We start from the raw sequence: 14,135 nt of genomic DNA, 5'->3' as shown, positions 1-14,135 counted from the left end.
ATCCCGACGCGCCCACACATGCTTTGTAGACTCTCGGGGATATCCTGGTGACTTTTTGGAGGAGAGGAGGCGATGGCTTGGTATTTACGCTCCTTCTGTCTATAGAAAAACATACTCCTTCCTATGCCACTACAAAAATTTTATTTTGAGACTCGATTCTCTCTTAATAGGCGATGGAAATTAGGGCCCGGCTAACCAACCCTCAATCATAGTTATTGGTGAATTTGAAGAAAAAGTTGCCGGCGATATTCAAATGAACACTCGCATTCTTCTCGATGATTCTGTCCTCAAAGTCAAGGTATAGACAATCTATTCTAGCATTACAACCGGACTCCGGAGTTATACCAGTTCCCGTGATCTGCTTCTTGAAAGACTACAGTAACGTCTTTTTTCTGCACCTTTAATATCTTTACAATATCCTCTGTAATTGCCTCTGCTAGTCTGTCCTTTTCAGCTTGGGTTCTTCCGCTGTACATGGCAACTGTAACTATGGGCATTTGTAGACCGGTAGCTTGTGTGGAGATAAAATGTTTATCCTATCCTACGTATGTTCTGGCTTATTCCAAGTTTTCTCTAAAATAAGAAAATAACTATGAAATGCAAGACAAGTGTCGGCGGTGGTGATGGTTGAGGAGGACTTGCGTGGCTCATGATAATCTTGGTTTCCGGCCCATTGTCTCTCCTCTTGATGCGCTCGTGTAGAAAGAATTATTTGGCAAGATACAAAAGTAGAAATAGTTTCTTATAAATTGCTCTTTGAGTAAATCTACATATGGCGAATAGATAACATGGTTGATGACACTCAAGAGGAAAAACATTTTCGCGAAAGGTATGCGGGCGAGTTGAAAAAGAAAAAACAAGATGACCGCGATAGCGAGTTAGAAATCGAGAGAAATGAGGTCAAACAGCAGGGTATGAAAACACCTGGAAGGAGGGGTGAACAGATAAAACATGAGGAAATAGATAAGGAAATCATTAGACGTCACACCTTGAGGCGAGAACAGAAAAAGACCGATGATGACAACAACAGCAAGACAAAGGTCTGATTTCTCTGCATATGCGTTATATCACTATTGCAGCTTGTCTTCTGCTACTCCAAATGTGAAATGAGCCTCTGCGCTATTCAGGGCATAACCGTAACTACGTTATAGTCTATGCTAATGCTCTCTTTTGGCAAACACATTAGCATTTATCCTTCCTCCCTAAACCGCCGCTAGAATGTTTCTTTTCAAATGCAATTACTCCATATGTGTGTGCGCGCCATACGTCAGTACCTTGGTCAATGAGAACCAAAAAACCGCTTTATGCGATAGATTAGTCGAAAGGACCACAAATAGGAGCTGTCTGGGTGCAATGCATTTAGTCAAATCTGTATATTAGGAATCATGTTAAGACCTTATCTAATAAAACCCACCGAATCAAAACGTTTGCCTAGATACTGCACATTGTGTGAGAATGTGGCTACCATGGACGCTTTGTTTCAGATGCGCAATTACCTAATTCTTCGGAGATATTGCACGGGCTGCATAAATAAGGCAGAGTATGAGGATACACTTAAGGACCGTGAACCTGAACTCACAACCAAGCAGGAAGAAGTCGCATTGGTAGTGTCGCCATAAAAAATGACGTTCCTATCTGAAGAGAGAAGAATCCGGGAGATCTATGTTTTGCTTGCACAATGGGGAGTGAACGTTGAGGCCATTCGAGAAATCGGCCTTACGGCTCGCCAGCTCGAAGACTTTTTCCAAGCGATTTATGCGTTAATGGCAAAACAACCGGGTTGGCTCGATGAGAGCAACTGAAAGACAGGAGATTCGAAAAATTAGGAACCCTTTGTCAAGTTTAATTTGTGATAATAATTTATTCTTGATGGCGTCCTGCCATTGTGGGAAACCTTCTACTGATCATCTTTTTGACTACAAATGGAATGACGTTGCGCACGGCCTCTTTCATGGCAAAACCAACATTGCATGAGAATGTATTGCACATCGAATCACATTCAAACAGCATTTCCCTTGCCTCCTCAGGAGTAACAGCAGGGTGCTTCCATACCAGATGACCGTCATCCCAGTGGTTCCAGTTCCAGTCGATAATCCGCTCTTCATATTTCTGGAAGAGCGGCGTAGGCGCAAAGGGAGTAAAAATGACGGGCAATACTGCAGGAATCTCTAATCCTGCCAGCTTCTCGATGTCGGAACGCATGGATTGTTTGGTATCCAGTTCGTGGCAGAACATGTAGGTGCCAAGCACAAAGCAGCTGTTGTCCTTCATTTCTTTTATAACCCTCATATTCGTGCTCGTAAGCCTGCCTCTTCGATAATCTGTCAATGTCTTGTCGCGCAATGATTCCATGCCCATCAAGCATCCCAAGAACCCTTTATCGCGCAGCTTCGAGACGTTGCCATCAAGTTCTTCAGAGCTGGTAAGACAGAACCACATCAGTCCCCGTTCGTTTAACATTTCTATTACCTTCCAGGAATGCAGTGGGTTTTGAAGAAATGTTTCGTCATAGATTACTACTGCATGCACTTTTTCCTTTGCGTAAATATCGAGTACTCGTTTTATTTCATCCAGCTCCATGGTCAAAAGTTCCGGTATGACGGCAGGCGTTGGACAGTACTCGCATTTGTACTTGCAACCGCGGATAGAATAGAGGTATCCGACTTTGGCTTTGAACTTGAAGAAATGGGCTTCACCCAGAAGAACAGGATGACGTTGCGTCTTGCCTTTCAGCCTGTTTCCAATTACTGAAAGGAGGCGCTGCTCTCCATAGCCGCTAAACGACCTGTCAAAGTAGCTCCTGACACCCGGCGTATCTATGCCCCAGCCGCCTCCCCAAACTTCTTTGGCCCCGTGGTTACGTGCAATCTGCGACATGATTCTGGCCTGCTCTACTTGGGAAGTAAGAAAACTGATGCCTACGACATCAAAGCCATTCTCTTCCAATACTTTCTCAAATTCGTGGATTGTAGGATACTCTAGTACTTCTATCCCATCAAAATTCTCTGCAATGAATCTAATGCCCATTGCAGGAGTGTAGGCGTTGAGCCACTTGTGCTTCCCCTGTTTGTCAATCTTGCTGATAAAGTTTGGAGTCTCTGAATCTGAGCTAGGGGCCACAAGCAAAATCTTCCATTCTGGGGGGATAAAGTTTGTAGCAGTAGAAGAAGATGAAGATGAGGAAGGCTTGGCTTTTCTTGAGGTACGAGGATCCAGAAGTTGCATCTGGATAAATAAAGGCGTCACAATGATTTAAGGATGGCAGGACGCGCTATCTCGAGATGGCAAGGGGATCCTGCGGATTATTCTTCGTAATATTGGTGGGCGTGGAAGAGGGAGGAGAGAGGGTGAGAGGGCGGTGCCACAGCTAAGGATCTTTATCTTTCTGACGTACGCTGATAAAGAGATAGAGATAGAGACCGACCATAAACCAGAAGCGTAAATGAGAGCATCAAAAGCACCTTAATTCACGCGAGTACAATCTCTGCCATCCAAGTAAGTTAGCATCTAGTTTTTCTACCATTCCTCTACCTGCAGGTTGGGCACTCTTTCAAAGTGCTTTCTGTTCCTCGTGACAACAACCTGCTTGTTGGCAAGGGCGATGCTTGCTATCAGAAGGTCCGATTCGCCAATCGCGTTTGACCTGATGTGGTGGAAAGCCCCTCCTGCCGCTTTTGCAGAGTCCCTGTCAAGCGCAAGCATGAAAAAGGCGTCAAGGAGCGCGTCTACTCTGGCAAGCTCTGTCTTTGGGTCCTTGGCCCTGAAGGCGCCCTTGTACAGCTCGAACGCGTTGATCACGGTGGTATGTAGTGGTTCACGCAAAGATTCGAGCTCTTGCAGCTTTTCTTTTGCCGCAGCGTCTTTTCTCAGATAGGCTACCATAAAGTCGGTATCTAGGCAGACCATCTTCCTATCAGAGTTCCACGTCGCGGGTCTTGAAGCTCTTGCGTGATTCCTTGCTTGCTTGTTCAATGCTCTCGGCCAGCTCTGGCGAATACAACTCATCCATCATTTCAAGTAGCCTGCGCGCGCTGCCCCTGCTTCCCGTGAGCCGTAGAATGACATCCGTGAATGATTCGCCCTCCTTCTTTGACGCCTTGAGAGCGCGGTATGCTTCTTCTGTTATTGATAGTGTCCTCGTCGGCATGGCAGCATAATATAATACACATATGTGTATTTAAAATTTACCTGGCGGACTATTTGGTGTGTGTATGTAGGGGTGCGTGTGTGAGTATGCGAAATGCGGGTCATCAAGATACGAAATGCGGGACACACAATCCCCGCAGTGCGGGTCTTTGAGCACCGACCGCGGACTCTAATCTGCATGAAGGACACACTTTTGCTACAATTGTATTTACTGGATAAACGCTGATGGGGGAAAATGTATGCTTGTAGAAGATAAAGGACCCGATGTATTGGGAAAAGTGTCTGATGTCATAGCACCGCCAAATTCTGCTGCTACCCTCAATGCTTTCTCGGATTGCTTCGAACCATCATAAGGTACAAGCACTTTCTTGAAGGCCAACGGAAATCGTCGTACTGATAGATGTGCCCTTGTAATTATAATCACTTTCGCAGCGATAACGACCGGCCTTTCCAAGGGGTGCCCTGATTCTCAGACATGAGAGATGACGATTAGCATATGCTGCCAATCAACAGTTCAAATGGGATCATCATAAATACGATGAGCAGGATATCTCCCTGTAAATGGTCGAGCTTCGATGTCCTGACTGCAAGAGGGTGTGGCAGTATGATGGGCATGCCAAGTTCTATACCCACTGCCCGCAATGCGAGAAAGTAGTATGGATTGCTCGTCCGAGGAATTATGGCGAAAATAATCCGCGTGTAAGGCGCAGCAAAAAATGAGGCAGTTTCGGGCAATTTTACTTTTAAGATTTCCTCAATAAGTTAATCTCGATTACTGAGGGTGAAATGATCGCCAATCAGTACTGTGTATTTTTCTTTTTCGCGTACTTCATTTAGCCAAATATTGGTACCATCGATCAAATCAAGTCAAACGATAGAAGTAGAAATATGTTCTGAACGAATTTACCGCAAGTTCGCAAAGGTATAGTGGGAATTTGCTGGTCTAATCCAAAATTATGTCGGAATAGGGACAAAACTACTCCCTCCGCCATTATATCATCTATTGCCCGACTGCGGATGCTGTAGATCTGCAAGCATAAATTCTGAAAATCTCTGATAGACCGGTCTATAATCGGCTGGCAGGTTTAGATCCATGAAGTTTGAGAGCAAAGCAGGGCTCTTAAGTATCGCTCTAAAAATATCCTTGTCCGTTAGTATGCCTACCATTTTTCCATTGTGTACTACCGGTAGTCTACGTATGTTCTTGTCCTGCATGGTATGAAGCGCGTCCTTCAGCGACATCATCGAATCCGCGGTAATCACCGGCTTTTTCATAACACTAGATAAATGCTCTTCAAAAGAAATTTGAGAAGAACTGACGAGCTTGACAATATCTCGTTCTGTTATGATGCCAGAGGGAGTACCACCACCTTCTTCACCGATAATAACTGTACCAATGTTATTTCTATCCATTATTTCTGCAGCAGTCTTTATCGACTGATTTTCGCTGGCAGTTTTTACATTCTTTGTCATGATGCTCGAAACAGGGATAGCATCTATCGTCATGTGATCTATTCTTCCTGAAAGTATTTACGCTTTAGGATCGTGGGAGGCAAGTATGATGAAGGTATTCAAGAAGCAATCAACGAGGGGATTCGCGCAGCCCACACGACTATTATGAAGTACATCTGTGCAAATCGCATAGTATCGTTCTCGGGTAATTTTTATCGGTTACGTCGGTATTCCGGATTATTCTAGCAGCTACTCTACAAATACCCATTCAGATCGGCCTGATACTGAGAAGCGATGCCCGCGATGCATCAAAACGAGTAAATGAAATATGTCTAGAGGTGACTCAGCTTGAACTTGATAATTTAAGAAAAGGTTCTTGTGCATTATACTAAACGGCGCGACAGGATGCTTTAAAGCAATCAAGAGTGTATCAAATGTTAATGCCAATTGATCCGGAGTTTCCCAAAAACCATCAAGTGATAGGCAAGCACAAGCATGCGGATGGACAGCATTTTCACTTTGTATGGGGCCCCGGAAGAGCAGCAGAAGCCTCCGAAAACGAAGAAGTAAAGAAGTCATACGAGGCAAGGGGAGAGCAAATCCTGCCGCTAGGTGTTCATGGAACCGCGGTGGCGGTAGACTGGGACTCGTGCATAGCCGACGGCGCCTGCATAGAGGCGTGCCCCGTACAGGTGTACCAGTGGTACAGGACAGAGCAGGACGTGCCTGCGACAGAAATGCAAAATGCAACCAGTGAAGGAATTGGTGAAAATAGTCTGAGAGATGGAAGAAAGGATTATGCCGATAAATCCGATCCCATAAGGGAACATGACTGCATATGGTGCATGGCTTGCGTTTCCGTGTGTCCACCGCAGGCTATCAAGGTAGAGGAATCAAGCCTGAAACTTCATGATCAGGCCGCAAGCTCCTTCAAGGGTTAAGCAACAATTATTTCACGATATGCAACAGTATCTACACACACACATTCACAAACGCGTTTAGAAGAGACAAACGAACAGCACGGGTTCAGAGTACATTACGCAGTACTACTAAATGTATATCGATCATTAATAGGCATGGGAAACGATCTATTAACTGATGACAATGATGAAACTTTATCCAACCCGTAATCAAGATGGCGCAAATATAGTTTTCCTATTCTGTCGTTTCTGCTTCTGGTGCGCCTCCCTTCTAGGTGCCTCTAGCAGGATCGTAGAATGTCCTAGATGCCTCAATGACGATATTGCATCGATGCCAGTATCTGTGGCCTAGCTAGGGAATATTCTGCTGTCCGGCCAGCGGCATTGAGGAATAAAATGACTCCCTCCAATTTATTCAACTCAAGAGGCCCGTGAAAATAGAATGTGTAAGAAGAAGTCATAACATCCCTAAGGAGAATTGAGTCAACTCTTGGAGACTCTGGTTGTCTTATCCAGAAAGCCCATTAGGATATCATACATCTCCTTTGGTTTTTCTATTATCACCCAATGATCGCTGCCTTCTATCACTTTTAGCTCCATCTCCTGCACCAATTCTTTAGTCTCTTTTGATAACCTCATAAAGGCAGAATCGTCGCTCCCCACTATCGCGAGCATCTTACAGCCTGACATTCGTAATTTTCCCGCAGCATCTTCAGGTATGGAATAAAGAGCCACAGTTGACGCTACAAATCCATCTACAGAGGTCTTTGTAAATACATTCTTGAAAAAGTTAGAGTATCGCTTCTCTTTAGCAAGGTCCTTGGATTCATCAGAGCTCTTAAGTTTGTGTTCTGCCAATGCTTCAATGCCCCGGGTAATTGCAATGGCTCGTGTTTCGAAGTGCTTCTCCAAGTCGGAATCCTGAAATTTCTTGGGTGACGAATTGATCAAAACAAGACCATCTACTTTTTCTGGATTCTGTCCTGCGTATATGGAACCAATTATCCCGCCAATCGAATGCCCTATAATGGTACATTTGTGAATATTCAAGTGAGCCAAGAGGTCTTTCAGATCGTCTACTAGGTCTTGCATGGCATATGCATTGCACTTGCCCATGTTCGTCCTATGATGTCCCCTAATCTCATAAGCGATTATCCTAAATCCGTTCTTTAGAAGAAGCGAGATTTCGTGTTCCCAGATAAGGACATTGCCTCCAATGGGATGGATTAGGACAAGAGGATACGAATCGACGGGGCCGTGATCTTCGTAATACAGGTTGATTGAGTGAGGAGCTACTTGCAGATAAGGCATAGTCTTGGGGTAAGATGAATTATGTCACCTCGCGCGTATTTAACAGTTCAGATACTCCATCTACTCTGTAAATAATTTGCGTACTAGCTCGTCATAGACCTTGTACCAACAGACACATTTGAACTCTTAATACTCGCTTGACCGAAAAATGATCTAATAATATGACCAAAACAATCTTTGTTCCACATGAGGAAAACGAGTCATCGACCAAGGCCATAAAGTATGCAATAGGAATCGCCAAGGGCCTAAAGATGGACATAAAATTGGTCAGAGTCGTGCCAGAAATACTCGATTTTTCAACCATGTCTCACTGGAATGAAGTGGAGAGAAAAAGAGTCAAAAAGGCATTAGATTTGTACAGGAAAAATGTTCATGAGCAAGAAGCCGAAAAACTTCAAAAGCATTTGTCCTGGATTAACTCCAAGGGCATCAAAGGGTCTGCCATGGTAGTGGAGGGTGTCAGTGCCGCCGAAAAGATCATCGAATTGATAAGACGGGACAGGCCGTACCTCGTTGTTATCGCCAGCAAGAGGCTAAAACAAAAGGGCAGGCTTGCCAAGCTGCGGATGCTTGGAAGCGTTGCTAGAAGACTAGCAGAAGAATCTGCGAGTCCTGTTTTGATAGTAAAGTGACGCAATGACCGGCAGCGGCAATAGTCCGCAGTCGTCTCGATGCTAATTTGCAATTTTACCATAAGTAATGTTTATGACCGAAGATTGAAGAAACAATGATGGAGAAAGATAACACAAGACATGGCAGAGATAGCAGCGGCTCAAGTAATTCAGGATTTCGCAATAATAATGGTCGTTGCGTCTGTCATGGCACTTGTCTCGTACAAGTTTAAGCAACCAATGGTAATAGGGTATATCGCCGCTGGGATGATAATTGGACCTCATACACCCCCATTCAGTCTAATTCTGCATCCCGAAATCCTAAACCTACTTGCAGAAATTGGCATAGTGCTTTTACTGTTCGTTGTAGGCCTAGAATATCCAATTGCCAAGCTGCGGGCCGTCGGCAAAAAGGCACTGATCATCGCTTTTGCAGAGGCCTTTGGCACTTTTGGTATTGGGATTGCGGTAGGGCAAGCGATGGGGATGACGTTGTTTGACAGCATGTTCGTAGCTTTGGCAATCTCGGTGACAAGCACCGTGGTGCTTTCCCAAGTAATGAAAGAATTTGGAATCGCCAAGACTGATACTGCCTCACTTATCCTGGGAGTGACGGTAATTGAAGACATCATCATAGTCTCAACACTTGCCGTACTTCAGTCGGTTGCTTCGACTGGCAACCTTACCATAGTTGAGATCGGTACGTCAGTGGGCCTCGTATTGGCGTTCATTGGTGGCGCGTTGTTCATCGGCTCAAAAACGGTGCCCAAGTTTGTCGACATGGTGAGCAAGACCAATCACTTTGATGTGCTGCTTGTGGCAATACTAGGCGTGGCATTCGGTCTATCATTTATCGCACACGAGCTTGGTATATCCGTTGCAGCAGGCGCATTCTTTGCAGGAGTGCTTGTGGCCGAGTCCAAAAGCCATGCAACTGCCCATGTCTTGACAACACCACTCAAAGACATGTTTGCGGCGCTCTTCTTTGTATCGATTGGGGCGCTAATGGATGTGTCACAGCTTCCATTGTTTATCATCCCTGCAATGATATTCATCGCTGTTTCCTTTGCATCCAAGTTTGCAACTGTATACTTGTCTGCAAAATCCCAAGGACTGGACAAAAAAACAGCATTGCAAGCGGCATTTGGATCGTCCGCGTCAGGAGGGGAGCTGGCCCTTGTTACTGCAAAGGGAGGCGCGGACGTCGGCGCTACCAGCGGTTTTGTTCTTCCGATGGTTGGAGCAATGACGATTATTACTTCGTTTCTGTCTCCGTATGTTGTCAAGTTTGGATTCAAAATAAGCGAGAGATTTGCTCCATCTTAAGTGAAAAAAGATGACGAAGATGAAAAACAGATATGATGATGATGTTATGCAAAGGAAGGAAGAAAAAAAGAGATAGAAAGATGTAATATTTTTACCTCATAACTTACGGCAGTCGCGGTATTACATCCATCCATCCATCATGTCCATAAGATTGATAAGTGTTGAATTTGAAGAGGAACAGAGCTGTCTGTCGTCGAACAAACCACATCGATGACTGATGAAAAATGTCTGATCGAAAAGAAGAAGGAGAATCATCGAAAGGCAATTCAAATCATAGGGACGAAAGGAAATTCGAAGGCAAAAACACACTAGATGAAGGAGTTGTTGCTTTTGGAGAATGGTTAATGTCTGCAGAAGATCAGAGTGCTCGTTGCGGCCCACTCTCTTTGAAAAAGATCGTAAATGATGAGGAAATTCTGCTGTTTGACTCCACGCTCAGTCAAGAGGTTACCGTTAAAATGATTGGCGGAGTGCCTGTATGCAGTGCATGCCCGGACGACACAGAGTGCATGCATATTGGGTTTAGCATCTGCGTTGCGCAGATGAATAGGCGGAATGCACTCTAGGAGCATGCAGGATGCTATAGATAGATAATACATTGGTATGTTAGAAAATTCGCTATGATAAATTACGTGTGTGTATGTATGTATGTGTGTATATGAGAGAGAGTGAATATTTCTCTCGTTTTTATCCTTACCATTTCTGCATTTTCTTGTAGCGATTGGAGAGGTATATTTTTGCGCCTATTAATCGGCCAACAAGTTTCAACGCCTCGATAGAAGCAGTCCCAGGTCCGGAAAATTGGATACGCCTGAACAAGTAAAGTCCCATTATATCCCCCACCACCTGCGGTCGCTCTACCAAGTGAAAAGACAAAAAGATTCCAGCTAGATCCAATAACTATAGAAGCGTACTCGCAAAAATCTCCTAACCCTGACAGCAGTTTAGGACGATAACCATGCGCAAGCGGCTGATACTAGTGCCTCGACACCGGTTTGAAGAGTTGGATTAATCGCTGGCGCGAAACGTGGGCTGTGGTTCGTAGGTATCATCTCTCTGATTCGACCAGTCTTTTCTGCTTCCGCATATGTTTTAGAGTCTACGCCACCCACAAACCAAAAGACAGACGGCGCGCTGCACGCCTCTCCGAGCAGCCCAAAGTCCTCGCTCCCAGACATAGGATGGGACATCTCATGTAGGCGCTGGGGGAATCTTGAATGAAACGAGTCGACCACTCTCTTGGTCGCCTCAGGGTCGTTTGCTACTCGAGGATAACTGTCAATAACCGAAATTTCTGGTGGTTTGGGAGCTCCTGAAGCCTCCGCTTCCGCATCAACTATCCGTTTTATCGCATTCAGTACATGCATGCGAACGTCTTCATCCAGTGTGCGGATATTCACCTTGAGCAGCGCCTCATTAGGGATTACATTCTCCTTTGTACCGGCTTGCAGCGAACCTATCGTGACTACTGCGGACTTTGAGGCGGCGATCTCTCGTGAGACGATGGTCTGCAAGCGCATCACCGTCGAAGCTGCCATCACCACAGGGTCGATACTTGCCTCGGGCATGGATCCGTGCGCGCCACGCCCAAACAATCGTACTTGCAGGCTGTCAGCGGCTGAAAGAATGACTCCCGAACGCCAGTAGATGGCACCGGCAGGAAAAGGCATGACGTGTTGTCCGATCACTATATCAGGTTTGGGGAGCAAATTGAAGAGCCCATCGGCAATCATTGCTCGAGCGCCGGCCGCTGTCTCCTCGGCAGGCTGAAAGACAGCAATAAGGGTTCCCCGCCACACATCGAGAGCTTTTGCGAACAGCGTAGTTGCTGCAATTAGCCATGTAACATGCATATCGTGGCCGCAGGCGTGCATAACCGGAACAATCTTCCCTTCCTGATCCGTTGCGGTAGCCTTGCTCGAGTAGTGCAATCCAGTTGCCTCCTCAACAGGAAGCGCATCCATGTCGGCACGCAACATGACGGTAGGGCCTTGGCCGTTTCGAAGTACCCCTACGACGCCCGTCTTGCCGATTCCGTTAGTCACTTCAAATCCCGCGTGTCTTAATCTCTCTCCGGCCAGATTTGCAGTTCTTACTTCTTGCATGGAGAGCTCCGGGTGAGCGTGAATATCCATATACAGTGATTGAAAGTCTGAGAGAAGTGGATCAAGATTCGCAAGGACCGCTCTAGGGGATTCCCGCACCTTCATCTTCCTGCCCGAGGAATCCAAATGTCATCACAAAAATAAGTCATGCACGTGCTAAAAAGAGTTTGTACAATATTGAAGATTCCATTCGCCTCACTGGTAATGAATGAATATCATCAGATCTAATTATGGGACTTTCTATCTAGTCCTGTGCCTATCGCGTGTGTTTTTGCTTCTGACTAGGTAGGTTGTTGCAGCATGCGCGCTGTTGAAGCAGGACGTGTGAAACATCGAGGTTGCGGCAGAACAAACCTGCATTGACGCCTGCATGAAATGCGCACAGGCTTGCGAGTTCTGCGCTACTTCTGACCTCCGTGAATCCCACGTGAAAATGATGGCAAGTTGCGCTCAAATTAACCGCGAGTGTGCAGGCCTTGCATGTTCCATATCAACTGCAATTCCTTCTACGACTCCACTTATGGCAATAGTTTATTCATCGCGTGTTGTGCGGATTTCCAGTATGCTCAGGACGGGAATAGTATCTGATTTTGTCCGGCTTGCATTGTTGCTGCTGCTCGGACCTCCACTAATTAGTCTGATATTGAGATAAGAGTCTCTGCATGAAAAATAAACTCCACTGAACGCAAGGCCTAAATCAAATGGCTCTGTCAATAAGACCGAGGAGAATGACTCTCAAGAATGTGCCGATCTCTAAAGAGCGGCTTAAAAGTATAAAGAGAGTTGGAACCAAGACAACATTACTGCGACATAGCGCACGTCGGAATTGCCCGAAAGTGGATCCGTTTCGTTCTTGTGTTTGCCGCCCAGCTGTTAATTATCATGTCGGATAAAGGCAGCAGCAGTAGTAGTAGTAACAGAGCCGTAGCAAATAAGATAGAAGAGGTGCTTATACTTCAAGGCGGAGGCTCACTCGGTGCCTTTGGTTGCGGCGTGTTTAAGGCACTTGCAAAAAGCAAAGAGCATAATCAACTAGACATAGTAGCCGGCACTTCTATAGGGGGCGTAAATGCCTCGATAATTGCAGGCAGCAAAGAAGATCATCCAGAAAAAGCGCTTGAACAGTTTTGGCTTGAACTTGCCGAAGAAAACGACCTTACAAGAAGCTTGAGACCCGAGGGCTTGTCCAATAATTCCCAGATTTTTCCAAGCGGTAGCAGCAGCTGGTTGAAGCAGCAGCCTTTGATGGACCCATACTATCTTGCGTTGTCCAGCCTGTTGGCAATTATAACAGATGATCCACGGCCAAAGTCTCTGCTGTCTTTTAGCCGCTCGGCAGTGTTTGGGAATGACAAGATGTTCAAGCCCAGGTGGGCGCCGGACTATGCCCTCAGTGATCCTCTTTTTTTCACACCAAAAAAGTGGACGTATCTGTACGACCTTTTGCCGCTAGAAAAGACGCTTGCTGGCTATATCGATTACAACAAGCTAAGACCAAAAGGAAATCCAAACTCTCGCCTGATAATAACTGCAACAAACGTATTGACTGCCGAATCTATCACGTTTGACAGCTCAAAACAGGAAATTACTTCCAAGCACATACTGGCCACGTCTGCTTACCCGCTGTATTATTTTCCGTGGATAGAAGTGGAGAAAGGGCTCTATTGTTGGGATGGAGGGCTTTTGAGCAACACTCCCTTAAGAGAGGTCATAGACGCATCTCCAATTCTGGATAAAGAGATCTTTCTGGTTGAAAACTATCCAAAGAATATTGCCAGTCTTCCAGAGAATCTTCCAGAGACGTTTCACAGGGCCCGGGACATCATTTTCAGTGACAAGACTCTGCACAACGTAAAGATGTCAAGAGTGATAACACAGTATCTTCGATTCATCGACGAGCTATATCAAATCGTTCAAGATAATGTAAAGCGGTCAAAGCTGGACAAGGCAACAGTTGCAAAGATAAAGGGCAAGTACAAGAGATTTAAACAAGAGCGCGGTGCAGAAATCAAGCGCGTATATTACATATCTAGAAAAGAAAAATACCCACACGTTTTCGAAAATGCAGATTTTACGATGGAAACTATTCGTACATCTATCAAGGAGGGCGAACTAGCGGCAAAAGATGCGTTGTTGCAGAAAATATAAAGAGTAAGAGTGACGTCAATTGTTAATTAATTGCAGTATCACAAAAAAATATCCAAAGACATTCTTTCATCATGTACTCTTACTACATATCATCTGTGCAACTAATTATCGACCTG

General features: G+C 45.3%; 14 protein-coding genes. 7 read left to right on the top strand and 7 right to left on the bottom strand.

Features of this window, described 5'->3' with window-relative positions; translation table 11 throughout:
* Window positions 1-320: 320 nt before the first annotated feature.
* Window positions 321-497: a tautomerase family protein gene (locus ACYOR7_RS10230; RefSeq protein ID WP_479913845.1), complete on the bottom strand. Its 177-nt coding sequence runs from the start codon at window positions 495-497 to the stop codon at window positions 321-323.
* A gap of 291 nt (window positions 498-788) precedes the next feature.
* Here ACYOR7_RS10230 and ACYOR7_RS10225 point away from each other — a divergent pair, with 291 nt between their 5' ends.
* Window positions 789-1,046 carry a hypothetical protein gene (locus tag ACYOR7_RS10225; protein ID WP_479913844.1) on the top strand — a complete coding sequence of 86 codons (258 nt, stop codon included), beginning with the start codon at window positions 789-791 and terminating at the stop codon, window positions 1,044-1,046.
* A gap of 814 nt (window positions 1,047-1,860) precedes the next feature.
* Here ACYOR7_RS10225 and ACYOR7_RS10220 read toward each other — a convergent pair.
* The 4 genes from ACYOR7_RS10220 to ACYOR7_RS10205 all read right to left on the bottom strand — a co-directional run bounded on the left by ACYOR7_RS10220 (window position 1,861) and on the right by ACYOR7_RS10205 (window position 5,652).
* Window positions 1,861-3,225: a B12-binding domain-containing radical SAM protein gene (locus ACYOR7_RS10220; protein ID WP_479913843.1), complete on the bottom strand. Its 1,365-nt coding sequence runs from the start codon at window positions 3,223-3,225 to the stop codon at window positions 1,861-1,863.
* A gap of 291 nt (window positions 3,226-3,516) precedes the next feature.
* On the bottom strand, window positions 3,517-3,906 hold the full coding sequence (locus tag ACYOR7_RS10215; protein WP_479913842.1) for a type II toxin-antitoxin system VapC family toxin: 390 nt from the start codon (window positions 3,904-3,906) through the stop codon (window positions 3,517-3,519).
* 7 nt (window positions 3,907-3,913) lie between these two features.
* Window positions 3,914-4,147, bottom strand: coding sequence for an antitoxin VapB family protein (locus ACYOR7_RS10210; RefSeq protein WP_479913841.1), 234 nt, complete (start codon window positions 4,145-4,147; stop codon window positions 3,914-3,916).
* A gap of 995 nt (window positions 4,148-5,142) precedes the next feature.
* The gene (locus ACYOR7_RS10205) at window positions 5,143-5,652 is read right to left on the bottom strand and encodes a CBS domain-containing protein (protein WP_479913840.1); all 510 of its coding nucleotides are present in this window, start codon (window positions 5,650-5,652) and stop codon (window positions 5,143-5,145) included.
* 386 nt (window positions 5,653-6,038) lie between these two features.
* On the opposite strand from ACYOR7_RS10205, the gene ACYOR7_RS10200 reads away from it, so the two are divergent.
* Entirely contained in the window at window positions 6,039-6,539 is a 501-nt protein-coding gene (locus ACYOR7_RS10200; protein ID WP_479913839.1) for a 4Fe-4S dicluster domain-containing protein, read from the top strand.
* 462 nt (window positions 6,540-7,001) lie between these two features.
* Here the strand turns inward: ACYOR7_RS10200 and ACYOR7_RS10195 are convergent, their stop codons facing one another.
* On the bottom strand, window positions 7,002-7,829 hold the full coding sequence (locus ACYOR7_RS10195) for an alpha/beta fold hydrolase (protein ID WP_479913838.1): 828 nt from the start codon (window positions 7,827-7,829) through the stop codon (window positions 7,002-7,004).
* A gap of 161 nt (window positions 7,830-7,990) precedes the next feature.
* Here ACYOR7_RS10195 and ACYOR7_RS10190 point away from each other — a divergent pair, with 161 nt between their 5' ends.
* The 3 genes from ACYOR7_RS10190 to ACYOR7_RS10180 all read left to right on the top strand — a co-directional run bounded on the left by ACYOR7_RS10190 (window position 7,991) and on the right by ACYOR7_RS10180 (window position 10,332).
* A complete protein-coding gene (locus ACYOR7_RS10190) occupies window positions 7,991-8,461 on the top strand; it encodes a universal stress protein (RefSeq protein WP_479913837.1) in 471 nt (156 codons plus the stop codon).
* A 120-nt stretch (window positions 8,462-8,581) separates the two neighbouring features.
* Window positions 8,582-9,766, top strand: coding sequence for a cation:proton antiporter domain-containing protein (locus ACYOR7_RS10185; RefSeq protein WP_479913836.1), 1,185 nt, complete (start codon window positions 8,582-8,584; stop codon window positions 9,764-9,766).
* A 224-nt stretch (window positions 9,767-9,990) separates the two neighbouring features.
* Window positions 9,991-10,332 carry a hypothetical protein gene (locus tag ACYOR7_RS10180; protein WP_479913835.1) on the top strand — a complete coding sequence of 114 codons (342 nt, stop codon included), beginning with the start codon at window positions 9,991-9,993 and terminating at the stop codon, window positions 10,330-10,332.
* 378 nt (window positions 10,333-10,710) lie between these two features.
* On the opposite strand, the gene ACYOR7_RS10175 is transcribed toward ACYOR7_RS10180, so the two are convergent.
* Complete coding sequence (locus tag ACYOR7_RS10175; RefSeq protein WP_479914469.1) at window positions 10,711-11,976, bottom strand: M20 family metallopeptidase; 1,266 nt, start codon at window positions 11,974-11,976, stop codon at window positions 10,711-10,713.
* 226 nt (window positions 11,977-12,202) lie between these two features.
* Here ACYOR7_RS10175 and ACYOR7_RS10170 point away from each other — a divergent pair, with 226 nt between their 5' ends.
* A complete protein-coding gene (locus ACYOR7_RS10170; RefSeq protein ID WP_479914468.1) occupies window positions 12,203-12,523 on the top strand; it encodes a four-helix bundle copper-binding protein in 321 nt (106 codons plus the stop codon).
* Window positions 12,524-12,726: 203 nt separating this feature from the next.
* The gene (locus ACYOR7_RS10165; protein ID WP_479913834.1) at window positions 12,727-14,019 is read left to right on the top strand and encodes a patatin-like phospholipase family protein; all 1,293 of its coding nucleotides are present in this window, start codon (window positions 12,727-12,729) and stop codon (window positions 14,017-14,019) included.
* The last annotated feature ends 116 nt before the right edge of the window (window positions 14,020-14,135 follow it).

The sequence above is a fragment of the Candidatus Nitrososphaera sp. 86-2 genome (assembly GCF_056726185.1).
Note: the sequence above shows the minus strand (reverse complement) of the source record. Positions and strands in the feature narration are given on the sequence as shown.